This window comes from Vescimonas sp., from assembly GCF_057856985.1.
The window spans coordinates 43,838-68,877 of sequence record NZ_DBLZXX010000001.1; the positions used below are offsets into that span (position 1 = coordinate 43,838).

22 protein-coding genes and 1 pseudogene are annotated in these 25,040 nt (G+C 61.1%); 10 read left to right on the plus strand and 13 right to left on the minus strand.

Annotated features, from left to right (window positions below):
* Nucleotides 1-30: 30 nt before the first annotated feature.
* From ACZM22_RS00210 to ACZM22_RS00225, 4 genes are all read right to left on the minus strand, one after another.
* Complete coding sequence (locus tag ACZM22_RS00210) at nt 31-171, minus strand: hypothetical protein (protein WP_489542709.1); 141 nt, start codon at nt 169-171, stop codon at nt 31-33.
* 754 nt (nt 172-925) lie between these two features.
* Entirely contained in the window at nt 926-2,419 is a 1,494-nt protein-coding gene (locus ACZM22_RS00215; RefSeq protein WP_489542710.1) for a hypothetical protein, read from the minus strand.
* Nucleotides 2,416-2,973 (minus strand): RNA polymerase sigma factor, encoded by a 558-nt coding sequence (locus ACZM22_RS00220; protein WP_176922305.1) that lies wholly within the window; start codon nt 2,971-2,973, stop codon nt 2,416-2,418. Before ACZM22_RS00220 ends, ACZM22_RS00215 begins: the two co-directional genes overlap by 4 nt.
* 608 nt (nt 2,974-3,581) lie before the next feature.
* Nucleotides 3,582-4,481 carry a LysR family transcriptional regulator gene (locus ACZM22_RS00225; protein WP_489542711.1) on the minus strand — a complete coding sequence of 300 codons (900 nt, stop codon included), beginning with the start codon at nt 4,479-4,481 and terminating at the stop codon, nt 3,582-3,584.
* A 279-nt stretch (nt 4,482-4,760) separates the two neighbouring features.
* Between ACZM22_RS00225 and ACZM22_RS00230 the strand changes: the two genes are divergently transcribed.
* The 8 genes and pseudogenes from ACZM22_RS00230 to ACZM22_RS00265 all read left to right on the plus strand — a co-directional run bounded on the left by ACZM22_RS00230 (nt 4,761) and on the right by ACZM22_RS00265 (nt 12,956).
* Nucleotides 4,761-6,299 (plus strand): ABC transporter ATP-binding protein, encoded by a 1,539-nt coding sequence (locus ACZM22_RS00230; RefSeq protein WP_489542712.1) that lies wholly within the window; start codon nt 4,761-4,763, stop codon nt 6,297-6,299.
* A gap of 74 nt (nt 6,300-6,373) precedes the next feature.
* Entirely contained in the window at nt 6,374-7,444 is a 1,071-nt protein-coding gene (locus tag ACZM22_RS00235) for a BMP family lipoprotein (RefSeq protein WP_489542713.1), read from the plus strand.
* Between the two features lie 248 nt (nt 7,445-7,692).
* A pseudogene (locus tag ACZM22_RS00240) lies at nt 7,693-8,595 on the plus strand (ABC transporter permease).
* Nucleotides 8,595-9,578 carry an ABC transporter permease gene (locus ACZM22_RS00245; protein ID WP_489542714.1) on the plus strand — a complete coding sequence of 328 codons (984 nt, stop codon included), beginning with the start codon at nt 8,595-8,597 and terminating at the stop codon, nt 9,576-9,578. Before ACZM22_RS00240 ends, ACZM22_RS00245 begins: the two are co-directional and overlap by 1 nt.
* Complete coding sequence (locus ACZM22_RS00250) at nt 9,575-10,342, plus strand: VOC family protein (RefSeq protein WP_444101921.1); 768 nt, start codon at nt 9,575-9,577, stop codon at nt 10,340-10,342. Before ACZM22_RS00245 ends, ACZM22_RS00250 begins: the two co-directional genes overlap by 4 nt.
* 18 nt (nt 10,343-10,360) lie before the next feature.
* Entirely contained in the window at nt 10,361-11,170 is an 810-nt protein-coding gene (locus ACZM22_RS00255) for a VOC family protein (protein WP_489542715.1), read from the plus strand.
* Nucleotides 11,163-12,566: an amidohydrolase family protein gene (locus ACZM22_RS00260; protein WP_489542716.1), complete on the plus strand. Its 1,404-nt coding sequence runs from the start codon at nt 11,163-11,165 to the stop codon at nt 12,564-12,566. The genes ACZM22_RS00255 and ACZM22_RS00260 overlap by 8 nt, the downstream gene beginning before the upstream one ends.
* Nucleotides 12,567-12,578: 12 nt before the next feature.
* Complete coding sequence (locus ACZM22_RS00265) at nt 12,579-12,956, plus strand: VOC family protein (RefSeq protein ID WP_444101918.1); 378 nt, start codon at nt 12,579-12,581, stop codon at nt 12,954-12,956.
* Between the two features lie 63 nt (nt 12,957-13,019).
* On the opposite strand, the gene ACZM22_RS00270 is transcribed toward ACZM22_RS00265, so the two are convergent.
* Nucleotides 13,020-14,198, minus strand: coding sequence for a trans-sulfuration enzyme family protein (locus ACZM22_RS00270; RefSeq protein WP_489542717.1), 1,179 nt, complete (start codon nt 14,196-14,198; stop codon nt 13,020-13,022).
* 176 nt (nt 14,199-14,374) lie between these two features.
* Between ACZM22_RS00270 and ACZM22_RS00275 the strand changes: the two genes are divergently transcribed.
* Entirely contained in the window at nt 14,375-14,611 is a 237-nt protein-coding gene (locus ACZM22_RS00275) for a LysR family transcriptional regulator (protein ID WP_489542718.1), read from the plus strand.
* 21 nt (nt 14,612-14,632) lie between these two features.
* A complete protein-coding gene (locus tag ACZM22_RS00280) occupies nt 14,633-15,283 on the plus strand; it encodes a substrate-binding domain-containing protein (protein WP_489542719.1) in 651 nt (216 codons plus the stop codon).
* A gap of 61 nt (nt 15,284-15,344) precedes the next feature.
* Here ACZM22_RS00280 and ACZM22_RS00285 read toward each other — a convergent pair whose 3' ends face one another.
* From ACZM22_RS00285 to ACZM22_RS00320, 8 genes are all read right to left on the minus strand, one after another.
* On the minus strand, nt 15,345-16,286 hold the full coding sequence (locus tag ACZM22_RS00285; RefSeq protein WP_489542720.1) for a helix-turn-helix domain-containing protein: 942 nt from the start codon (nt 16,284-16,286) through the stop codon (nt 15,345-15,347).
* A 284-nt stretch (nt 16,287-16,570) separates the two neighbouring features.
* Complete coding sequence (locus tag ACZM22_RS00290) at nt 16,571-17,632, minus strand: branched-chain amino acid aminotransferase (protein WP_489542721.1); 1,062 nt, start codon at nt 17,630-17,632, stop codon at nt 16,571-16,573.
* A 12-nt stretch (nt 17,633-17,644) separates the two neighbouring features.
* Nucleotides 17,645-18,592 carry an L-lactate dehydrogenase gene (locus ACZM22_RS00295; RefSeq protein WP_489542722.1) on the minus strand — a complete coding sequence of 316 codons (948 nt, stop codon included), beginning with the start codon at nt 18,590-18,592 and terminating at the stop codon, nt 17,645-17,647.
* A gap of 30 nt (nt 18,593-18,622) precedes the next feature.
* Nucleotides 18,623-20,161: an L-lactate permease gene (locus ACZM22_RS00300; protein WP_489542723.1), complete on the minus strand. Its 1,539-nt coding sequence runs from the start codon at nt 20,159-20,161 to the stop codon at nt 18,623-18,625.
* Nucleotides 20,162-20,342: 181 nt separating this feature from the next.
* Nucleotides 20,343-20,540: a hypothetical protein gene (locus ACZM22_RS00305; protein ID WP_489542724.1), complete on the minus strand. Its 198-nt coding sequence runs from the start codon at nt 20,538-20,540 to the stop codon at nt 20,343-20,345.
* Between the two features lie 208 nt (nt 20,541-20,748).
* The gene (locus ACZM22_RS00310) at nt 20,749-22,527 is read right to left on the minus strand and encodes an oleate hydratase (RefSeq protein ID WP_489542725.1); all 1,779 of its coding nucleotides are present in this window, start codon (nt 22,525-22,527) and stop codon (nt 20,749-20,751) included.
* A 167-nt stretch (nt 22,528-22,694) separates the two neighbouring features.
* Nucleotides 22,695-23,771, minus strand: a complete 1,077-nt coding sequence (gene mnmA, locus ACZM22_RS00315; RefSeq protein ID WP_489542726.1) for a tRNA 2-thiouridine(34) synthase MnmA — start codon at nt 23,769-23,771, stop codon at nt 22,695-22,697.
* A gap of 158 nt (nt 23,772-23,929) precedes the next feature.
* A complete protein-coding gene (locus ACZM22_RS00320; protein ID WP_489542727.1) occupies nt 23,930-24,826 on the minus strand; it encodes a sensor histidine kinase in 897 nt (298 codons plus the stop codon).
* Nucleotides 24,827-25,040: the final 214 nt, after the last annotated feature.

Here is a 25,040-nt window from a genome sequence, read left to right on the forward strand (position 1 = left end):
GATTTTCCTGCCGTGTCGTCCTGACGGCTTTTACAAAACTTCTTTTTCCTGATCTGCGCCGAATTGATTTCGGTGCTCTTTCTTTTCCTGCGGTATCGCGGCGGTGGCAAGTGCCGCAACAAAATAGTACGCAAAAACGCAGGAAGAATCTTCCTGCCATTTCGGCTTCATACGATCCTTCCTGCGTTTGCAGTATTGTTCAATTCTGGTGGCCGCCCGTTTTTCGGGGGCGCATTTTGACATACTTCGGGTTCTTAATCAGAGCGAAAAGCTGCTAATAATGCTTTCCACCCGTGCCTGCTCTGCTCCGACCTAAATGCTTGACGCCTTAAGTACAGGCACATCATAGCACGGCGGCAGGGCGGCGTACAGGTGGAAACTGCCGCAAGAAACCTTCTCGCAGCATAGTCATTGGAATATAAGGGCGCAATGGCCCTGATCTCAAACGGGAGCATGGTGCTCCTCAAGTACAAACTTAACAACGTGTGCGATGCAGATCACAGACCTGCAAATGGTGCACAAACAACTGAATAATTCTTATATACCACAATATATTGTAGCTGTCAACACTTGTATGCATATATGTACTCAAGTGTTGATAACATCATTTCCCGTTGCCCGGATACCATTAAACCACTAAAACAGTATTGCTCACAATGAATATACAACAAATCTGTTATTATAAAAGCACAGGCGCGGTTGACCCGCGCCTGTGCTTTTATTCTTTTGAAATCAAACTCCGTGCTATTTTCCTTTCAGTGCCAAACTCTCAGGGCAACTAAATCTCCCGGTTCATAACACCCAAATCAATAGTCATAATTGACTACCGCCCCATTCGCAGCATCAACATAGGCGATTCTACCATCGGTAGAAATTAACTCATACGCCAGCTTATAGGTCGACGAATTTTCCTCCTTTCTATCCACTAATAGATCCTGTATAGATAATACCAGCTGTCGCCGGTGTTGTGCCCCGTCTCATCGGTTACATTGTTGTCCACCATGATGGTGTCGTTATCAAACCAGTCCGCATAATGCTCATTTCCGACTTCTTTCGTATCGCGTTCTATTGCGAAGAGCCGCATCTTTTTGAAATCTATGACGGACAGGTGGCACAGGCTGCCATTGGTAGCGTCCCGCTGGATAAGTGCAAGCTTATCGCCCTCCGGGCTGCCCACAAGTTCCGCATATGGCCAATCTACATCGGGCCACAAAGCTCCCTCTATCATATTCCGCTCTCCGCTTCGCAGATCAACGACATAGATATGGCGTTCTCCGTCCACCTCCAGCATATATGCACCTTCATCGTGCGGCACATATACCAGTCCGGGTGAAAATGGCTCCGTTCGTTCGGTGCCATGCCAGAGGGCATCAGGGTTTGTGAACGCCGTGGCCGCCGTGCTGCCAACGACGCCGGCCGCCTGCCGCTGGATGTCAACGTTCCACGTTGTAATCATGCCGAAGTCTATCGGCGATGCAGGTGTCTCTCCACGTACATACGCCGCAAGGTCTGCCTCATCCACCGCGCCGCCGGTCAGCGAATGGCAGGAAAAGATGCCTTCACCGATGTAGCTGCACCCAGTCAGTGCCGCACCGCACAGTTCATCAAGGCAGGTGAGCGGTTCCGTACCGATCGCTGCACAGTAATACCTTCCTGCATTCAAAAGGAGGTATTTACCATCACGCGTTATATGAACAGCTTTGAGGAACGGCAGTTCATCCATTACTGCGGCGGGAATCAGCTCCTGCACGCCATCCTCATACAGGTCGATGATAACGGGATATTTACCATCCAGAAGCAGGAGTAGCTTTTCGCCCGTGCCGGGTACAAATTGCAGCACCGCATATTGACCCGTCACGCTGTCGGGAAGCTCCACATAGCCGAGAGCGCAGCGCCCCTCTTCATCCTCCGCCCACTCCAGATATACACCGTAAGCCGTTCCGTTGTACGAAAAGTCTCTGCGGGTGCTTTGCAGCTCGAGTTTGACCAGCTCACCACCCTCTTGCTTATATAGATCGTAGTGACTCCCTTGTTTGTACTCGATCTCATCGGAGCAGATCGCAAATAACCCATTTGCGGCGTGACCGTTGTTGGGAACACGCACTCTTGTGACGGTGATATTTTTCCCAGCCGCGTCATCGCCTGTGAGGGGTTGATCCTCTACCGGAACGCGTTCCACATGATCCTCTGCGGAGATATGAAAGAAGGACAGGACTGCTGCACGGAACTCCTGATCCACGGCAAAGGCGACGGCGACAATGCACAGAAGGACGGCCAGCACAGCGGCAACACCCACTGTCATTTTTCTGAATCGCGCTCTCGCAGCAGCAGCATCTCCCCTATAGTGAAAAGCTTTTGCGTCCAATACAGCGGCATCATTCACCGCGCCGATGGCATCTATCAGTTGATTGCTGTTCATAACACATACTCCTCACTTACCAGACAATTATGCAGCGCCTTACGAGTCCGATGAAGCATGACCTTTACTTTACTTTGAGAATAGCCAAACTGCTCGCATATCGCGGAAATAGAATCCAGATACCAGTACCGGCAGAGAAACACACGCCGCTCTGCGGTGGGTAGATCGTTGACAAATGTGTTGATCCTCTTTTCCAGATCAGCGGCAAGGACATCCTGTTCAACGTTTTCATGGGAGGGAACGCATTCGTTTAGCTCATCCAAAGCAGCGGCGAGCTCACCGCCTCGCTTTGCTGCGCTACGCTTTCTCCACCGGTCGATAGAGATGCGGCGGGTCAGTTTTCCCAAAAACGCAGATAACGCGGACGGGCGGTGCGGAGGCATAGTATTCCATGCGTCAAAGTATGTATCGTTGACACTTTCCTCTGCATCCTCTGCATCCGCGAGAATGTTGTAGGCAATGCCGTAACAATATTTCCCATATTTGATTGATGTCTCGGTAATGGCGTCTTCCGACCTTATCCAATAAAGATCGACTATTTTATCATCGTTCATACCTTGCTCCTTTCCTTTAAGGGAAATATCCATCATCTATCTACTCGCAAAAAACGCAGAAAGGTTACAGATATTTTAGCATACGTTGAAAAATCATTCAATTTGAAGAAAACCGTCTCTGTCAGCAAGTGTTTTGCTCGGCTTTCCGACATCTGTGCAAAATATCCCGGCATATACTAAAACGCACTATCACAAGAAGAACCTCCAATTCCTTGTAGCACAAGGGATTGGAGGTTCTTCCTCGGTATGAATGGGTATAACGCAAAAGCATCCACGGCTTTTCGGTAAGGGTGAGTCATCCGTCCACCGCGTTTTCTGAGCTAAAGGCACAGGTACATTCCGCGCGGCCACAAAATTTAGCCTTATTTTTAGCCTTATGGCGGTAAACTCGGGTAATCTGTTTTAACACTGCCTAACATGAACCACCTCGACCGAGGTTTTATTCGCGGTACTTTTCGATACCGGATAGTACAGGCTGATATGGTGTCGGGTCAATTCGAGTCCTGTACCGCGCACCAGATCCCACCTCATTCGGGGTGGGATCTTTCTTTCTTGCCACAACAAAGCCCTGAAGCCTTGCGGCTTCAGGGCTTTTCCTCTCCTCTCCGTCACACCGTGATCTTCTTCAGCCACTCGATGTACTCCAGCGCCAGCTCCGACAGGGCGCGGGCAGGGTTGCAGATGTAGCCGATCTCGATCTGCCCCAGATCCGTGATGGGCGCCGTGACCAGAGCTCGCCGGCAGTCCTCCTGGGTCAGATACCCCGAACCGGTCACATACGCGCTGCCCAGCGCCAGTACCGAATAGGCCATGGCGCGGTCAGACACTGAGATGATCTGCTGCTGCGGGTCCCACTGCCGCCGCGTGGGCGTAAAGCGGGCGGACGAGGGATGACACTCCTCGTAGGAGATGAACGGGTGCTGCTGGATCTCTGCCAGCGTCACGCTCCCGCGTCCGGCCAGCGGGTGGGTCTTGTGGACGTAGATGTGCAGCAGATCGTACTTCATGTGCTGGAAAAAGATGTTCCGCCGGTTGCACGCCTTGATGATGGTGCTGCGGCTGTCGCTGGTAAAGAACAGTACCCCCACATCGGAACGGTTGGTCTCCACGTCCTGCAGCACCTGATCCATGTTGCCCTCAAAGTACCCCAGATGGTACTTCTGGTTTTTCGGCTGGGACACGATATGCTCAAAGGCATCGATGCCGGAGACATGGTGCAGCGAGGATACGCAGAAGTGCTCGCGGTCGCTTTTGCGGTTCTTATACTTGTCGTCCAGATCCTGATAGATGTTGGACAGCAGCTGCGTGTCCTTCAGGAACTCCTCCCCCTGACGGGTCAGGGAGATACCTCTGCTGGTACGCTCGAAAAGCACCATGTCGTACTCTCGTTCCAGGTTCTGGATGGATTCGGACAGGCTGGACTGCGAAATAAACAGAGCCTCGGCAGCCTTGCCGATGGAACCGGCCTTGCTGACGGCCCGCACATATAGTATTTGCTTTAATGTCATCGTTTTCACCTCATACCCGTTCCGCCGCAGATGACGGAGCCGCGCCGCCCGCCGGAACGCCGCCGTCAGACAAGCCTGTTTTTCCTTATTTTATCACCCTCCGCGGGAAAAAGCAATCGCCGCAGACGTCCCGCTCCTTTCTCAGGTCCGCCCCGGCATCACATTGTCCATCGGTTAAACCGATGAGTTTGAATCGTTTATTTGTTCTTCAAATCCTGCGGGTGCAGGCGTATAATGAGCGCGAGAAACGGGTAATGCCCCTGAAGGGAGGACTCCACCATGGCTGAATGCCCTCACGCCGCCGCACCGGATACCGTCTTGCAGTGTGTGGACCTGTGCAAGTGCTACAACGGCGTCGTACAGGCCAGCGACCACGTCAACTTCACCCTGCGGCGCGGCGAGGTCCACGCCTTTCTGGGAGAGAACGGCGCGGGGAAAAGCACGCTGATGAAGATGCTCTACGGCATCGAGCAGCCCGATGAGGGCCGACTGTACCTCTCCGGCCAGCCCGTGACGCTGAAAAGCCCCGCCGACGCCATTGCCCATGGCATCGGCATGGTACATCAGGAGCTGATGCTGATCCCCCACCTGACCGTGGCGGAGAACATCACCCTGGGTCAGGAGATCAAGACCCGCGGCGGCCGCCTGAAAAAACAGGAGACCTCCCGCAGTATCCGCGAGCTGGCCGCGTCCTACGGCCTGGAGGTAGACCCCGACGCGCTGGTGGACAAGCTGACCATCGGCCAGCGCCAGCGGGTGGAGATCGTCAAGCTGCTGTATCGCAAGGCGGATATTCTCATCTTCGATGAACCTACCGCACTGCTGACGCCCCAGGAATCCGACGCGCTGTTCGACGTGCTGCGCCGCCTGCGCGATCTGGGCAAATCCACCATATTTATCACCCACAAGCTCCGCGAGGTCTATCAGATCGCGGACCGCATGACCGTGATCCGGCAGGGCCGGATCATCGGCACCACCACGCCGCAGGAGACCGGCATGGCGGAGCTGACGCAGATGATGGTGGGCAAGACCGTCCCCGCCGGACGGCGCCAGCCCCATCCCATCGGCGAGGAGGTACTGCGGGTGCAGGACCTCTCCGTCCGCAGCCGCGCCGGCATCGCCTTGCAGGATATCACCTTTTCCATCCGCGCCGGCGAGGTGCTGGGCGTTGCCGGTATCGAGGGCAACGGCCAGACGCCGCTGGCACAGGCGCTTTTAGGGCTGTGCCGCCCCGCCTCCGGCAGTATCCTGCTGAGCGGACAGGAGCTGAGCCGCCGCACCGCCAAGCAGATACGCGACGCCGGTGTGGGCAGCATCCCAGACGACCGGCAGGGCATGGGCCTGATCCTCAGCATGCGGATATTTGAAAACCTGCTGCTGAACACCTACGACGAAAAGCCCTACGCCAGAAACGCCCTGATGGAGGACTGGGCTGCCGCCCGCCGCGACGCGCAGGCCCGCATCTCCGAGTACAGCATCGCCGCCGCCGACGGCTCTGTGGTGGTGGGTACGCTCTCCGGCGGCAACCAGCAGAAGATCGTAGTGGCGCGGGAGCTGTCCCGGGGCTGCCGGATGCTGGTGGCCGCACAGCCCACCCGCGGCGTGGACATCGCCTCGGCGGATAACATCCAGAACCGCATTCTGGACGCCGCCAGAGAGGGCTGCGCCGTGCTGCTGATCTCCAGCGATCTGGACGAGCTGATAAAGGTATCCGACCGGATCATGGTCCTGTTCCGCGGCCGGATCATGGGCTTTGTGGACGCGGACGAGGCCACCCGCGAGGGGCTGGGCCGCATGATGCTGGGCGAGGCCCACTGATTTTCTTATTGATCCTGCCGCCGGTAAAAGGGCGGCTCACACCTGAATGTGCAAGTATGCAAGGAGGAACCAAAATGAAATTTGCAACTGTAAAAAAGTGGCTGGCCCTGCTGCTGGCGTCCTGCATGGTGATGGCCCTGGCGGCCTGCGGCAAGACCGCGGACGACACCGGCACCACCGGCGGTGACACCGGCGATACCGGCGACACTGGCAGCTCCGCCGCCAAGATCGCCGTGGTGTTCGCCTCCAGCGGTCTGGGCGACAAATCCTTTAACGACGCGCTGTTCAACGGCATGAAGGATGCCGAGAGCACCATGGGCATCGAGTGGGTATATTCCGAGCCCAAGGATGACGCCGAGTATGAGGGGCTCATCTCCGGCTACGCCGACAGCGGCGACTGCGACCTCATCATCTGTCTGGGCGGCAGCCAGAGCTCCAGTCTGGAGAACGTGGCTCCCAACTATCCCCAGCAGAAGTTCGTGATCCTGGACGCCGTGGTGGAGGGCGACAACATCCGCAGCTACACCTGGCGCGATCAGGAGTTGGGCTTCCTGGCCGGCTTCCTGGGCGCCAGCCTGTCCGAGACCCATAAGCTGGGCTTTATCGGTGCTCACGACATCCCCCTGTGCAACCTGGGCGCTGCCGGCATGATCGCCGGTGCCCACTACGCGGACCCCACCTGCGAGGTGCTGGTGGACTACGCCAACGGCTGGGCCGAGGTCAACGGCTGCTATGAGCTGGCCACCTCCATGAACCAGCAGGGCGCCAGCCTCATCTACCACACCGCCAGCGCCGGCGGCCTGGGCATCCTCAATGCCGGCAAGGATCACAACTTCCTGACCATCTTCTTCGACGGCAACCTGAACGCCGACGCCCCCGAGACCAACATCGCCAGCGCCATCCGTGACTTCCCCGCCTGCGCCAAGGAGGCCATTCAGGCCGTGATCGACGGCAAGTTCACCGCCGGGTCCATCGAGAAGGGCATCGCGGAGGACAGCCTGTATCTGGACTTTGACGGCTCCGCCTACGAGATCCCCGCTGAGGTGATGGAGCAGTATGACGCCGTGGTGGCCGCCATCAAGGACGGCACCATCGTGGTCCCCAGCACCATCGAGGACGCCAAGGCGTGGCAGGCCGCTGCGTGACCCACTGAACATACGGCAAAGGGCTGAAGGTCTCCGCGGCTTTCAGCCCCGCGCTTTATCCGCGGAGCTATGGCATCTTCTCAAGGAGGGACACTGTGAAAAAGACAAGGATACGGCTGTCGCTGTTTTCGCTGGTACTGGCGCTGGTCCTGTTCGGACTGACCATCTGCGCTACCGGTCGGGAACCCTTCAGCGTCTATTGGAGCATCCTGGCCGGCTCGTTCGGCAGTACCAAGAGCTTTCTGAACGTGCTGGCCTACACGCTGCCGCTGATCATGACCGGTCTGGGCGCGGCGGTGGCGTTTCAGAGCGGCGTGTTCAACATCGGCGGAGAGGGGCAGGTGCTGGTGGGCGGTCTCGCCGCCGTCATCGTGGGCCTGACCGTACCGCTGCCCGCGCCCTGGGGCTGGCTGCTGGCCCTGCTGGCCGGCTTTGCCGCCGGCGCGCTGTGGGCTGTGCTGCCCACGCTGTTCGCCGGACGGAACCTGACCTCGCTGTCCGTGGCCACCATCATGATGAACTCCATCGCCGCCCTGCTGACCGAGTACATCGTCAAGAGCTTTTTCCAGCGTCCCGACGCCAGCAACACGGAGACCGTGGTGGTCAACGAGGGCAGCATCCTGCCCCGCTTTTTCCCCAGCACCCAGTTCAATTACGGCATCTTCGTGGCGCTGTTCTGCGTGGCAGCCGTCACGTGGATGCTCTATAAAACGCCCTTCGGCTTTTCCCTGCGGGCCATGGGCTAGAACCCCCGTGCCATGCAGCAGGCGGGCCTGCCCATCTACCGGCGGACGCTGGCGGCCATGTGCATCAGCGGCGGTCTGTTTGCTCTGGGCGGCGCCATCCAGTGTCTGGCGGTGTACAAGCGCTTTGTCATGGGCTTCTCACCGGGATACGGCTGGGACGGCATCACCGTGGCCACACTGGCCATGAATTCCCCCGTCGGCGTGCTGCTGTCCGCGTTCCTCTTCGGTATGCTGCGCTCCGCCTCCATCAGCATGAGCCTCACCAGCCAGGTCACCACGGAGATGATCTCCGTGCTGCAGGGCTTCATCGTCATGCTGGTGGCCTCGCCGGACGTGTGGAACGTGCTGGGCCGCTTGTGCCAGCGCATCGGCATCCGACGGAAACAGGAAGGAGCTGCTGAGTAATGGACTTCTGGATCTCATTTGCCAACTTTTTCGCCTCCGCCATCCGGCTGACCGCCCCCATCGCCCTCGGCACCCTGGCCTGCACCATCAGTGAGCGGGCCGGCGTCATCAACATCGGCATCGAGGGCTCCATGATCTTCAGCGGCTTTCTGGCCGCCGTAGGCTCCTACTATACCGGCAGTCCCTGGGTGGGTCTGCTGTGCGGCTGTGCCGGCGGCGCGTTTCTGGCCCTGATCCTGGGCGTGCTGGCCATCTACTGCAACGGCCAGCAGATCGTCATCGGCATCGGCCTGAACCTGTTCGGCCCCGGCTTTGCCTATATGCTGATGCGTGCCCTGTGGGATACCACCGGTATCTCCCCCTGGGTGGAGGGCTTCCACACCGTCAATATCCCCGTTTTATCCAACATCCCCGTGCTGGGCACCATGCTCAGCGGCTACCCATCCTGCGTCTATCTGGGATTGCTGGCCGTGGCGGTGATGCAGTATCTCCTGCGCCGCACCGCCTGGGGCCTGCGCATCCGCGCCGTGGGCGAGAATCCCGCCGCCGTGGCCACCCTGGGCATCAACGTCTACCGCCTGCGGCTGCGGGCGGTGCTGCTGGGCGGCGTGTTCGCCGGTATGGCGGGTGCCGTCATGTGCCTCAGCTCCGCCAACGTGTTTGTCAACGACATGTCCGCCGGCACCGGCTTCATGGCCTTTGCCGCCAACCAGTTCGGTCAGTGGTCGCCGGTAGGCGGGTATCTGGCCACGCTGCTGTTCGGCGTGATGTCCGCGCTGCGCATGCGGCTTCAGAGCTTCGGCGTGGCTACGCAGCTGACCCAGATGCTGCCCTATCTGGCAGCGCTGATCGGCATCAAGCTCACCGGTATGCGCATGCGCGCACCGGCGGCCAACGGCGCTCCCTATCCCCATCCGCTCTCCGCGCCCCGCGTGCGCCGAAAGGCCGCGGCGGCAGCATCAACGAAAGGACCGAAAGCATGAACATCACATTTCACGAATGTCGCTACATCCTGCACCTGAAGGATTACGACAGCGGCGTCTTTTTCTACCGCGAGGTGCTGGGCCTCCAGCCCAACTACAACTGGTCCATCGTGCCGGACCGGAAGGGCTACCGCTTCTACATGGGCAGCGGCCGTCTGGAGATCACCCAGATCCCCTTCGCGCCCCGTCAGGGCCGCAGCGAATTTCTGGCCCAGTGCATCGACCTCCCCCTGTGCATGGAGCGCATTCTGGAGGAGATGCCGGACATCGACATCCTCTCCCGCGACGCCCGGCAGGTGACGCTGCGGGACAGCGGCGGCAATCTGATCCATCTGCTGCAAGGCGACAGTGCCGCCTGCGGCGGCGACGTGGACAAAACGGACATGTTTACCGGTACCTTCACCGGTGTGTTCTACGAGGACGACCTCTCCGCGGCGCGGGAATTCTACTGCGAGCAGCTGGGCCTTCCGCTGCTGGAGGAGCAGGCGGACTCCCTGCTTCTGCAGGCAGGGGACGCGCAGCTCCTGCTGCGCCGCCGCACGGCGGACTGCGCCATGGGTCCGTCCATGATCGGTCTGGAGGCCAGCAGCGTCAACAAGCTGTATGACCGGTTCAGCAGCCGTCCCGACTATCGGGAGGCCGGCGTCCTGCGGGACACGGACTTTGACGCGCGGCGTCTGTTCCAGATGTACGACCCCAGCGGCAACGTGGTGGAGATATACGCCTACCTGCGCAACGTGCGGGAAGAAATTTTGATGCACTGAAAGCAGAAAGGGAAAGCTATGTGGCGCAAAGAATACCGAATCGTCTATTATTCCTGGGAGTTTGACACCCTCCAGTCCTTTTACCGCGACCTGCTGCGTCTGCCTCAGATGTACGGCTGGTACACCAGTCCCGTGGACCGCGGCTGCAAGTTCAAGATCGGCGACAACCGTCTGGAGCTGATCTGCCGCCATCCCACGCTGCCCCAGGGCCCTGCCGGCATGCGGCTGGAGGCCAGGGACATCGAGCTGTGCTATGCCAATCTGAAAAAAGAACCCCGTGTCACCGTCATCAGCCCACTGGCGCTCCGCCCCTGGGGCGAGTACAGCTTCTGCATCAAGGACCCCGTGGGCAACTGGGTGGAGGTCTACCAGCGGGCCGAGCAGTACCATCCGGCAGGGCCGGATGACGGCGGCTGCTATTTCACCGACGAGTATACTGCCATCCTCTTTGCGGAGGATCTGGAAAAGATCACCGCCTTCTACCGTGACTCTATGCAGATGCCCGTGGTGGCCCAGTGGGACCGCGGCCCCGAGGATCGGGGCTGCCGCCTTCGCTCCGCCGGCGGCTTTACCGACATCCGCCAAAAGACGGAGAACACCCCCCAGGGCCCTGCCCTGACCACCATCGAAGCCGAAGATGTCAACGCCTGCTTCACCTGGCTGGAAAGCCGCCCCGACGTGGAGGTGCTGCTGGGCCTTACCGACACCTGGTACGGCGACCGCATCTTCCAGATCTGCGATGCCGAGAAGAATGTGGTGGAGGTGCTGGCCTACCGCCGCAACATGAAGGAGCGGAACACCCCGCCGCAAGGGGAGCGCCATGAGTGAGAAAATACTGATCCGGAACGCCGACGCCATCGTCACCTGCGACGACGCGGACCGCATCCTCTGCCACAGCGACATCCTCCTCTCCGGCGGCCGCATCGAAGCCGTAGGCCGTGACCTCAGCGCCGGCGGCGCGCAGGTCATCGACGCTGCGGGCAAGTACGTCTACCCCGGGCTGGTCAACACCCACCACCACTTCTTTCAGGCTTTCGTGCGCAACCTGATGACCATCGACCGCCCGGGCCTGACCCTGATGCAGTGGCTGGACGATATCTACAAGGTCTTTGTCCGCATCAACGGCGACGTGATCTTCTACGCCAGCGCCGCCTGCATGGCCGACCTCATCAAGCACGGCTGCACCTGCTCCGTGGATCACCAGTACTGCTACACCCCCGCCACCGGCATCACCGCGGTGGACCGCCAGATGGAGGCCGCCAATATGATGGGCTTCCGCTTCGTGGCGGCCCGGGGCACCAACACGCTGCCCCGCTGGCAGGGCAGCACTATCCCCGATGAGATGTGCGAGACCACGGCGGCCTATCTGGACGACTGCCAGCGCCTGCTGGCCCTCTACCACGACCCCGCACCCTTCTCCATGCGGCAGATCGTGCTGGCCCCCTGCCAGCCCATCAACTGCACCGAGGACACCTTCACGGAGACCATCCGCCTGGCCCGCAGCGCCGGCGTCCACATGCACACCCACCTCTGCGAGGGGGAGAACAGCAGCATGGTACGCCGCTTCGGCGTCCGCTCTCTGGAGTGGTGCCGCCGCATCGGCTTCACCGGCAGCGACATCTGGCTGGCCCACGGGCGGGAGACTCTGCCGGAGGAGTACCCTCTGCTGGCGGAAAGCGGCATGGGCATCTCCCACTGCCCCGCCCCCACCATGCTGGGCGGCAGCGAGATACTGGACATCCCCGGCATGCGGAAGGCAGGCATTCCCCTGGGTCTGGGCGTGGACGGCTGCGCCACCAACGACGGCTCCAATATGCTGGACACCCTGCGTCTGGCATACCTGATGCAGACGTTCCTCAGCAAGCAGCGGGGCGGCTGCCCCTCGCCCTACGACATGCTGAAGCTGGCCACCGCCGGCGGCGCCGACATGATCGGCCGTCCGGAGCTGGGCCGTCTGGCCGTCGGAAAGGCCGCGGACCTCTTTATGGTGGATGTCCGCCGCCTGGAGTACGCCGGCGCGCTCCACGACCCCGCCTCCATGCTGGCCAAGCTGGGCGTCACCGGTCCTGTCTGGCTCACCATGATCAATGGCCGCGTTGTCTATCAGAATGACCGCCTCACCGGCGTGGACGAGGAAAAGCTGCTGCGCGAGGGCGAGGATGTCTGCGACCGCGTGCTGCGGGACACCTGCGGCGCATTCGCCCCCTATCGCCGTCATCAGTAAGGAGGAACCACCGTGAACTATCTGGATTTTCAGCTGCTTCTCTACGTGCCCCAGGAGCGCTACGAAGCCTGCCGCGCCTTTTACGAGCAAGTATTTGCCGTTCAGCCGTTTTACGGCTGGGATGAGGGGCCGGAGGACCGCGGCGTCAAGTACGATCTGGCCGGTGCAAAGCTGGTCCTGCTGACCCAGGAGGACCCCTTCCCCACCTACGGCGCCGTGCATTTCCAGCTGGAGGTGCCGTCGCTGGAGGACATCTTCCGCCGCGCCCGGGCCGCCGGCGCCGTGACGCAGGAGCCCTTTTTCCGCCCCTACGGCTGGCACATGTTCCGCATGAAGGACCCCGCCGGCAACCACATCAACATCTACACCGTGCCGCAGTCCACCCCCTGACTGCGCGCAGAAACCCCTCGGGACTCTTTGAGGTCCCGAGGGGTTTTACAATATATGTCAGACTTACAGCATCCCTGCCGCCTGCATGGCCTGGGTCAGGTCGGCAATGATGTCCTCGGCGTCCTCCAGACCGATGCTGAACCGGAAGAAGCCCTCCTGATAGACGGCGGGGTAGTGGGGCAGCTTGTCGCTGTTCCGGTCGTAGTAGACGATCAGGGTCTCAATATCGCCCAGCGACACGGCGTGAGTCACCAGCTTCAGCGCGTCCAGGAACTTCTCGTGCTGCTTCTCGTCGCCCTTCAGGTCGAAGGAGATCATACCGGAGTACTCCCCGTGCATCAGCTTCTCCGCCCGCTCATGCTGGGGATGGATCTTCAGGCCGGGATACCACACGAAGCGGGTAGCGGGGCAGGACTCCAGAAACTCCGCTACCTTCATGGCCACGGCGCTGTGCTGCTTCATCCGCAGCGGCACGGTGGAAAGACCGCGGGCGACCAGCCATGCGTTGAAGGGGCTGAGGATGCCGCCGTAGTTCACCATGGCCAGCTCCTTGATCTGGTCGATGAGCGCCGTGCGGCCCAGTACACAGCCGCCCAGCGAGTCACCGTGGCCGTTGATGTACTTGGTCATGCTGTGGATCTCCAGATCCGCGCCGTGGCTCAGGGGCCGGATGCAGATGGGGCCGGCAAAGGTAGCGTCCACGCTCAGCAGTGCGCCGGCCTTGTGTGCGATGTCCGCGATGGCGTCGATGTCGCTGATGCCGGTGGTGGGATTGCCCGGTGTCTCCACATGGATGAGCTTGGTGTTGGGACGGACAGCGGCGCGGACAGCCTCCGTGTCGGTGGTATCCAGCAGTGTCACCTCCACGCCGTACTTCTTGGGCAGATACTCCCGAAACAGCAGGTTCGTGGCGCTGTAACACACCTCGGAGACGATGGCGTGGTCGCCGGAGTTCAGCGTGGTGGTAAACACGGCGGCCAGCGCCGCCACGCCGCTGGCGAACACCGCGCCGTCCTCCGCGCCGGTCAGGGCGCACAGCTTGTCCTGCAGCACCATCTGGTTGGGATTGCGGTTGCGCTGATAAATGTTGCTGTGGATGCCGCTCCAGTCCACCGGCGTGCCGTCGGTGGGAATGCGGTAGTTGGAGGTCATATAGATAGGCTCGTTAATGGCGCCGAAGCAGTCGTCCTTCCGTCCGCCGCCGTGTACGGCGGTGGTGTTGATGTGCAGCTTTCCTTCCATGGTGATGCACTCCTCTCGATCATCATACGGCGGCGCCGTCCGCACCGCTCTTGTTGTCTGCATTGTAGCGCAGGAGGATAGTTTTGTAAAACGAATTGTTTCTATTATATTTATTAAAAAATATCATTGATTTTCCCGCGATCTATGGTACGATGAAGGAAAGGAGGGCGTTCACCATGGAGATACGCAACCTGAATACGTTCCTGCATGCGGCGTCGCTGCAAAATATCACCAGAGCCGCGGCGGAGCTGGGCTACTCCCAGTCGGCAGTCAGCGTCCAGATACGCCAGTTGGAGCAGGAATTGGGGATGCCGCTGTTTGACCGCATCGGCAAGAACGTATACCTCACGGATTTCGGCCGCTCTCTGGTGCCCTACGCCCGCAGCGCCGTGGCAGCCGTGGCGGCGGTGTAGAACTTCGGCAAATCCGACGCCGTGCTGGGCGGCGCCATCCGCGTCGGCATCACGGACTCCCTGTTCGAGCTGCTGATGAAGCCCCTGCTGCCCGCCTACCACGCCCGCTTCCCCAAGGTACGGGTGGAGCTGCTGGTGGATACCACTGTGAACCTCACCCAGCTCCTGCAGCAGGGCTCCATCGACGCCATGTGCGTCATCGACGACCCGCTGCCGCCCGCCCAGTGGCACATCCGGCAGCAGACGGAGGTGCCCATCGTGCTGGCGGCCAGCCCGTCCCACCCGCTGGTCAGACGCAGCGAAGTACCCCTGCGGGAGCTTTCCGGCAGCGAGCTGATCATGATGGAGCAGAACGCCCCCTACAACCGGCGCTTCGAGACCCTGCTGGCCCAGCATCAGGTGGAATGCGAGCCGTTTCTGCGCCTGCCCAGCGCCAGCGCCGCCCGGGATCTGCTGCTGGGCGGTTCGTATCTCTCCCTGCTGCCGTGGTACACCGTCCGCGCCGACGTGGAGGCCGGACGGCTGAAGCTGCTGTCCGTCACGGGCTGGGATATTACCCAGTCGGTGCAGATGGTGCTGCACCGCAGCAAGGTGCTGACGCCCCAGATCGAGGGCTTCCTGTCGGAGCTGAGCCGCGCGCTGGCGGACGCCTTGACGCAGCCTGCCCCGTGACCTGCCTGTAAAACCCCTCGGAACCTTAAAGAGTTCCGAGGGGTTTTGTGAAATTGAGGGTTTACGCAGCTTCGTCCTTGCTCTGGGCCGCTCCCGCGCCATTCTTCCGCCTGACCGCCAGCGCCGTGACTGCCAGCACCGTCAGCACCACCGCCGCAGTGATGCGCGGCACGTACAGGAAGGGCAGGGTGGCGGCAAACTTATCCCACAGCGCCTGATAGCTTTTGAAGTAGGAGGGGAGAACGGTGGCGGCAAACGCCTGCATGGGCGGCAGCGTCACGATCCAGTGAACCGCCTCCACCGCCAGCGAGACCAGCCACAGGATGCCCGTGACCTGAAAATAGGGCCGGTTCAGCAGATGCCCCTGCCCACTCCACCGCACCGCCGCGGCCCGCAGCAGGCCGTAGACCGCCGGCAGCAGCACCAGCAGCATATCCCACCGCAGCATATACGCCAGATAGTAGATGACGCTGTAACCATTTGCATAGTCCTCCGTCAGCGCCGTGGCCAGCCGCAGCGCCCACTGGAAATAGCACAGGACATACCACACCAGCCCCACGGCCCAGGGCAGCAGCAGCACCAGACGGCGGCGGATCTCCTCACCGCCGCACCGGCCCCAGCCGATCCAGATCGCGGCCGCGCCGCCTGCCGCCAGCAGCCACGACCACACGTAGCCCTGGAACACGATGGCCGCCAGCAGGAACAGCGCCGCGGCGGAGAAGCCGATGCGCCAGCGCAGCTCGCCCCGCCGGGCCAGATATTGCTCCACCCGCCCGCCGCCGCTGCCGGGCCGCACAGGCTCACCGGCCAGAATATCGTCGGCGGTGACGCCGTACAGCTCCGCCAGCGCGGGCAGCACGGTGATGTCCGGAAATCCGCCTCCGCTCTCCCATTTGCTGACGGTCTTGTTGGAAACGCCCAGACGGTCGGCGGCGTCCTGCTGGGTCATGCCCGCCGCCTTTCGAAGTGACGCCAGATAGGCGCCGGTCTTTGCAGTGTCCAAGTGGTCACGCTCCTTTCTGTGTGGTCACAGTATGCCGCACCGGCCCTGCGAACGTCTATCCCATCGCTGCGGAAAAGAGTCTGCGGAGCGTAGACATGGCCGTTTTTTGCCGGTCCGCGCACTCTGTTCGGGGTTGTTTCGCCTCCGCGTCCTCTCTGCGGATGGACACATTATACAATTTTCCACTCCGTTTCTCAACGCCGCGTTCTGTCCCGGAACGCCGGGTACCCCCAGAGCCTTCCGGCCCTGGGGGTACTCGTACACACACATGGAAGTTAGCTTATTTATACGCGGTACGTCCAGCCGAAGGGATCGTCCCGCTCGCCCCACTGGATACCCGTCAGCTCGTCGTACAGCTTCTGGGACAGCTCGCCGATGCGGCCGCCGTTGACCACATAGCCCTGCTCCTGATAGTACAGCTCGCCGATGGGGGAGACCACAGCGGCGGTGCCCACGCACCATGCCTCCTCCAGCGTACCGGCTTTGGCGGCGTCGAACAGCTCGTCCACGCTGAGCAGCCGCTCCTCCACCGGCATGCCCCAGCTCTTCAGCAGGGCGATACAGGACCGGCGGGTAACGCCGTTGAGGATAGAGCCGGTGAGCATGGGCGTCACCACCTTACCGGCGATCTTGAACATGACGTTCATGCCGCCGCCCTCCTCGACGTACTTGCGCTCCACGCCGTCCAGCCACAGCACCTGGGAGAACCCCTTCTCGATGGCGCGGTCACCGGCGCGGTTGGCCGCGCCGTAGTTGCCGCCGCACTTGGCTTCGCCGGTGCCGCCGCGCACCGCGCGGACGTCCTCCGTCTCCACCATGATCTTCACCGGCTCCAGCCCGTTCTTAAAGTAGCTGCCCACGGGGGACAGGATCACCACGAACATGGCCTGATGCACACCGTGCAGCGCCAGATCCGGATCGGTAGAGAACAGAAACGGCCGGATATACAGGCTGGTGCCCGGGGCGGAGGGGACCCAGTCCTGATCCACCTCCACCAGCCTCCGGATAGCCTCCAGCGCATCGTCGGGGTCCAGCTGAGGCAGGCTCAGCCGTTCGCAGGACTTGTTGAGCCGCTCCACATTGTCCCAGGGGCGGAACAGCTGCACGCCGCCGTCGGGACGGCGATAGGCTTTCATGCCCTCAAACACCTCTGTACCGTAGTGCAGCACGCTGGCGGCGGGGGAGAGGCTCAGCGGCCCGTAGGGTACGATTCGGGCATCGTGCCAGCCTGCCTGCTCCGTATAATCCATGACGAACATGTGGTCGGTGAACACCGAGCCGAAGCCCAGCGTGTCCGCCGGCGGCAGCGTCCCGGGATGGGTGGTTTTCGTTACAGTGATATTCATGCTTCTACCTCCTCAGATTTCCTTCAGATGCTCCATATTGCGGCGGATACCCTCGCAGCACTGGTGGAATGTGGCCTTTTCCTCCGGGGTCAGGGGCAGCTCCACCACCTGCTCCACGCCGTTGGCGCCGATGACGCAGGGCACACCGGCAAACAGGCCGCTCTCGCCATACTCGCCGCACAGCTCCATGCTGGCGGGCATGATGGCCTTCTCATCGTGGAGCACGATGTGAGCCATACGCGCAGCGGTGGTGGCGATGCCGTACTCGGTACACTGCTTGCCCATGTAAGTCACCCAGCCGCCGCCGATGGACTCCTTCTGCAGGGCGGCGCGGTCGAAGCGGAAGCGCTCGTCGGTTTCGGCCCACTTGTCCAAAGGCATGCCCTTGAAGCTGACGCAGGACCAGGGCGCGAACTGCTGGCTGCCGTGCTCACCCAGCATGTAGCAGGTGATGGACTTGTGGTCGATGCCGGTCTGCCGCGCCAGTGCGCTCAGCAGGCGGGAGGTGTCCAGACCGGTGCCGGTGCCGAACACGCGGCCCCGGGGCAGACCCACGCCCAGCGCCAGCTCGCGGGTCACGATGTCGCAGGGGTTGGTGATGTTGATAAGCACGCCGTCAAAGCCGCTCTCCTTGATCTTGTGGGCATAGCTCCGCACGGCGGGAATGGTGAAATCCATCTCCGTCAGACGGTCATGGGTCTCCAGCAGCTCGATCTTGCCCACGCTGTTGACGATGACATCGCACTCGCCCAGATCGGCGAAGTCACCGGCCCGTACCGTGACGCGGTGGGGCAGGTAGGCCGCGGCGTCTCGCAGATCCTGCACCTCGCTGGCCAGCTTCTGCTCCTTCTGGTCCACCAGGACCAGCTCGTCGGCGATACCCTGCACCGCCAGGGCGTAGGCCACATGCGCGCCCACGTGGCCCAGGCCGATCACACCCACAATACGTTTTTTCGTCATTTAAAAACACTCCTTTGCATTTATTTTCCGTTACATGCCAAAATGGGGGAACAATACACAGGTATACAGCATGGTCAGCACCATGTAGATCATCAGAATGATGGCGAAGGCGGGCAGCGTCCGCTTCATGACCAGGTTCTCGTTGCCGATCTGATCCACCGTAGCGCTGGCGGCCACCGTGTTGTTGGGGCAGATCAGATTGCCCAGAGAGGCGCCGGCGTTCTGCCCGGCGAACACGGTGATGGGGTTCATCCCCAGCGCCTGCGCCGCCTGGATATGCATGTCGGCAAACATGATGTTGGAGCCCAGCCCCGTACCGGTGATGAAGGAACCGCTGGCGCCGATGACCACGGCGGCGGCGGGGTAGAAGCGTCCCACCACGGCGGCCACGTCGGAGGCCAGCAGATTCATCATGCCCGTGTTGGAGGACTGCATAATGTAGGATACCACCAGAAGACTGCCCATCGTCACCAGCACCGGCATCACGTGGCTCACGGTCTTTTTGCAGATCTCGCCGTACTGTTTGAAGCCGGTTTTCAGCGTCATTGCGCCCAGAAAGCCGCAGATAAGGATGACCACGTCCACCCACACGATGTAGCCGAAGGTACACATGACGGCAAAGCCGTTGGGCACCAGGGCCGGCACGCCGTAACGCACGGCGGGCAGCAGCACCAGCATGTACGCGTAGGGGGACAGGGCGCGGAACGCACCGTACTTCTTCTCCTCGCGGTCAACGTGGTAGCGGTACTCCTCCGGTGTCTTGACGCCCACGGTCTTCACGTAGGCCACGCTCAGCAGGATGGACAGCACACCGGTGCCCATGGAGGTGACCTCCGCGCCCACGAAGTTGGACAGTACGAACATCACCGCGCCGGTGGTCACACCGGCAAAGGTCAGATAGGGCACGATGCCCTTGAAGCCTTTGCGTCCGAAGGTCATAGCCACCATAATGAAGGGGATGACCAGCACGCCGAACATGTGGATGCGTCCCACCATGGCGGAGTTCAGCGCCACGGTGCTCAGCCCCGCGTCAGTCAGGGCCGCGCCGCCGTTGATGGTGGTCAGGCCCGCGCCGCCCCAGGAGCACGGCGTGGCGTCGCCCAGCAGGGCCAGAGCGATGGACGTGATGGGGTCGAAGCCCAGCGCCACCAGGAACGGGGCCGCGATAGCCGCCGGTGCGCCTGCACCGGCCGCGCCCTCCAGGAAGATGGGGAGCATCATACCGATGATGACCACCTGCACGCGGCGGTCGTCGCTGATGCGGGCGATGGTGCCCTTGACCTCGTCAATAGCGCCGGTGGCCCGCAGCAGGTTCAGGATCACGAAGGCGCCGAACACCATCAGCACGATCTTCAGTCCCTCCTTGATGCCCTTCCACAGCAGGGCGTCATACACGGCCACGTTCTCCTTGAACGTCGCGCCGGTCACGTTGAAGTATGTAAAGGCCAGCACCAGCGTCCAGATCAGCGCCACAGGGGCGACGCGCCTGGCGGACTGGCGAAACCCCAGAATACCCACCAACACAACAATGATCGGACTCAGTGCCATCACAAAATTCAGGAAACCCATGGTTGCTTTCTCACTTTCTATGCATAAATGTAACGATCAGCGGTCAGATCACACACGGCCTGCCTGCCGATAGGGGCCGCGCCGCCCCTGCGCTGGCCGGACGCAGGAGGTCGCGTTTATCAAAAAAAGAGGCTCCGCCGGACGGCGGAGCCTCTCGTCTCATCTGTCTGTCGTTGGCCTTTCAGAAAAGGCGGCAGATAGGGGAGCGATGCACCGCAGTCCGCTTACCGGTAATCAGGTCCAGCAGCAGAACAAAAATGGACGCCAGCAGAACGGCGTCCAGAATAATGATCATGCAGTTGTTCATCGCAGCGCAGGCGAAAGCGGCACAGGTGTCCTGTGCAGATGCGGCGGTATTCATGGTCATGGCAGTCGTCATCGCCGCACACTTCCTTTCCCTTAACGTTGAAGGGAGCATAGCATAAATGCATGCGCCATGCAAGAGGAAAATTTATTATCGCAAGAAGAATCATTCAAATATACAGAAATCCCCGTCCGTGCCCTGTATGGTTTGGTGAAATCTTCCGTCCGCAAAAAAGAGACGGGCGCGGCGCGCCCGTCTCTTTTTTCTTGCGTATCGGACTGCCTTACAGGATGTGGTACTCCTTCAGCAGCTTCTCCAGATCGGTGCCATGGATCTTGCTGAGCGCCTTCTTCAGCGCGAGCTTTTCGATGAAGCTGAACTCCATGTCGGCGGGGGACTTGCCGTCCCGCAGCTTCACCGTGGCATCCAGCAGGTCGCGGACATCGTACACGCTGCCCCAGACCTCGGGAACGCCGCGATCCACATTCAGCAGGGTGTATACGGCCTCCATGCCGGTGCGCATGGAATACTCGGTGGTGAAGATGGTGTCGCGGGGCGTCTCGGCAAACTGGCCCAGGAAGGCGAAGTTCACGCTGCCGTCGGGCACGACCTTGGGCCGGTCGCCGTAGGCGCGGGGCATGAAGAACGCGTCGATATACGGCATCATCACAGGCACGGTGTTGGCGCTGTTCTCGGCCAGGTCCTCGATCTGCTCCTCGGGCACGCCCAGGTGGTACAGCCACTCCATGCAGATCTCCTTGCCGGTGCAGTCCCGCATGGGCTTCTTCACGAAGTCGCCGGGCTTGTCGGTGAACAGGGAATACACCCACACCAGGCAGTGATCCTTGGGCTGGTCACGGAACTGGGGCTGGCGGTTGATGGTCCAGCTCATCAGCCAGCTGGAGTCCTTGACGGTGACGATGCCGCCGGTGACTACCTTGCCGCTGAACGGGTCACGCTTGCAGATGCCGGTGATATAGGGGATGATGCGCTGATCCAGAGTCTCCACGGTGGCGCTCATCCAGTTGGTCTGCTCAGGGTCGTAGCAGAACTTGTCGGGATGGCCGAAATCGGGGTCCTGCGCGGCGATCTTACGCCACATGTCCCAGCCGCCGCCCTCCTTGATCTCGGTGTTGTAGGGGGCGGGCTTGTCCTGGCTGCCCATGGAGGAGTTCTCCACGCAGCCGCCGTTGGTGATGAACACCAGATCGTTCTCCGTCAGGTCGATGCCGCCCTTTTCTCCGTTCTCGATGATGTCGATGCGCTTGGCCAGCTTGTGCTTGGGGTCGGAGCAGTCGAACTCCACATTGGTCACCTGCACACCGAAGTGGATCTTCACGCCGAAGCCCTCCAGATACTTCACCATGGGCAGTATCATGGACTCATACTGGTTGTACTTGGTGAAGCGCAGAGCCGTGAAGTCGGGCAGACCGCCGATGTGGTGGATATACCGCTGGATATACAGCTTCATCTCCAGGGCGCTGTGCCAGTTCTCGAAGGCGAACATGGTCCGCCAGTACAGCCAGAAGTTGGAGTTGAACACCTCATCGTCGAAGAAATCGGTGATGCGCTTGTCCTGCAGATCCTCATTGGGGGTGAAGAACAGCTTCATGATCTCCATGGCGCCCTTGTCGGAGATGTTGAACTTGCCATCGGTGTGGGCGTCCTGGCCGCGGTTCTCGGTGGCGCGGCACATTGAGTAGTTGGGATCGGCCTTGTTCAGCCAATAGTACTCGTCCAGCACACTGACGCCCTCGGTCTCGATAGAGGGGATAGAGCGGAACAGATCCCACATGACCTCGAAATGGTTGTCCATCTCGCGGCCGCCGCGCATGACGTAGCCGATGTTCTCGAACCTCCAGCCGTCGCAGGCGCCGCCGGCGGTGGTGCCCTTTTCCAGAATGTGGACGTTCTCGCCCTTCATCTGGCCATCGCGCACCAGATAGCAGGCTGCGGTCAGGGCCGCCAGGCCGCTGCCCACGATATAGGCGGACTTGTTGTCCACGCCCTCGGGCTTTTTGGGACGGGCAAACGCTTCATAGTTACCACTGGAATAATACATAACGGATACCTCCTAAGCTCATGCTTTATGTTTTCCTTTGTTGGCCAAAGCATACCGCTCCCGCAAAATTTCCGCAAGCAACAGGAGGCGCCCTGTGATCAAAATTCGACCACAGGGCGCCTCAGTGTTTAATTTTTGGGCATTTCTCCGTCCGTGTCCAAAAACACTTATTCCGTGCTCTCGATGGTGCCGCCGCCCAGCACCTCGTCCCCGTTATACAGCACCACGGCCTGCCCTGCGGTGACGGCCCGCTGGGGCTGATCAAACACCACCCGTATGGCGCGGCCCTCCAGCGGGTACACGGTGCAGGGCGCATCCACCTGCTGGCTGTATCGCGCCTTGGCGGTGCAGCGTACCGGTGCCTCCGGCGGCGCACCGGCGATCCAGTTGACACGCGAGGCTGTCAGGGTGTCGGTGAACAGGTCCTCGTTGTCCCCCAGCAGAATGGTGTTGTCCGCGGCGTTTTTCCGCACTACGTAGACGTGCTTTCCGGCGGAGACGCCCAATCCCTTCCGCTGGCCGCTAGTATAGCAGGGAAGGCCCCTGTGGCGGCCCAGCACATGGCCGTCCTTGTCCACAAAATCCCCGGGGATCAGGGGGGCGCCGTGCCGGCGCAGAAAGCGGACATAGTCGCCATCGGGGATGAAGCAGATATCCTGACTGTCGGACTTGTCCGCCACGGTCAGCCCCGCCTCCCGTGCCTCCTGCCGGATGGTATCCTTGTCGAACTCCCCCACCGGCAGCAGCAGGTGGGCCAGCTGGAACTGAGTGAGCTGATAGAGCACATAGCTCTGATCCTTCTTTCGGTCGCGGCCCCGCAGCAGACGCCAGCGGCCCGCCTCCTCGTCGTATGAGATGCGGGCGTAGTGGCCCGTGGCCAGATAGTCGTAACCCATCTCCAGGGCCCGATCCAGCAGCGCCCCGAATTTCAGCTCCCGATTGCAGTCGATACAGGGGTTGGGCGTCCGGCCCGCGCAGTACTCGTCTATGAATTTCTGCATGACACAGCTGGAAAAACGTTCCGTTTCATCCAGTAAATGGAATTCCATCCCCAGCCGCGCCGCCACGCGGCGGGCGTCCTCGGCGTTCCGGGCGGACAGGCGGTCCACCTCCGGGTCCCTGTAAAGGCGGAGCATCGCGCCGCCGCAGCCGTAGCCATGCTCCTGCAAAAGCGCGGCGGCGGTGGCGCTGTCCACCCCGCCGGACATGGCAATCAGTACGCGTTTGGAATTCTTCTTCATCATGAACTTCGCTCCTACGAAAAAAACGGGTATAAACAGGCAATATCTGTCAATGATAGTAATGCGGGAAAACGCCTCCCTCGCGGATCGCCGGAGAGGCCGGTATATGCGGATGTCAGCTCCGCCGCAGGAGTATGTCCCCGTTAGGCGGGCAGATGCTCTCAGTCGTCGGAGTGCTTCTGCAGAAACGCCTGATAGGGCAGAGCATCCGCCAGCCCCACCAGCGCCGGCTGAAAGCCGCCCGCATAGTCGAACTGCACGTCCTCCACGGTGTCTTCCGCCATCTCGTCCGGCAGCGCCAGTGTCACAGACGTGCCCTGATCGGGCCGGCTGTCCAGCACCATGCGGCCGCCGTGGCCCTCGGCGATGCGGCGGCACAGCGGCAGTCCCAGCCCCAGTCCGCAGGGCAGCGCCGCCAGCCGCTCCGGATGGAGGTAGCCGTCAAACACCGTCTCCATCCGCTCCACGGGGATGCCGCCGCCGGTGTCCGTCACCGTCAGCAGCACCTGCTTCCGTTCAAACCGCAGGGACACCGTGACGCGGCCGCCTGCCGGTGTGAACTTCAGCGCGTTGGACAGCAGATTCCACACCGCCTGCTCCAGCCGGTCCCGATGGATGGCCGCGGTGTGGTGCGCTACGGCGCACTGGAACGTCAGGGTCGTGCCCCGCAGCAAAAACAAGGGCTCCGCCTGATGGCACAGGCCCGCCAGCCATTCTACCACGTCCGCATTTTCCTTGTAAAAAGGTTCGTCCGACAGCAGCATGGGCGCGTTTGACAGGTTGTTGGCCATCCGCAGCAGGGCATAATACCCCCGATTCAGCATGGCCGCGTCCCGATCCAGCGCGGCATCCCCGTCCCGCCGGTCGGGCGGAGCCAGACGGCTCACCGCCATGTGCATGCCGCCCAGCGCCGTGCGCATCTGAGCTGCCACGTGGAGCAGCACCTCATTGAGCAGCTGTTCCCGCTGATGAGGGGCCGGCGATGGCGGTTGGATGTCCGGTGGTTGGATGACCGGCGGCTGGATATCTGCCGGCAGCGGCTTCTGTTCCTCGTTCATGTGCCACTTCCTTTCCTGCGTCGTTGTGAGACCGGCATGCCTGCCGGCACGGTAGTCTCCTTCACGCGCCTGTGAAGGCGCGGCACTACACTACTATATAATGTGGCCCGATGGCCGCCGCCATACACGGCAGTTACCGGTTGGTTATCCACACTATACCAAACGGTAACTGCAAAAACAAGTTTTTTGTCCTTTTTTGCTGAATCGGAAAAAA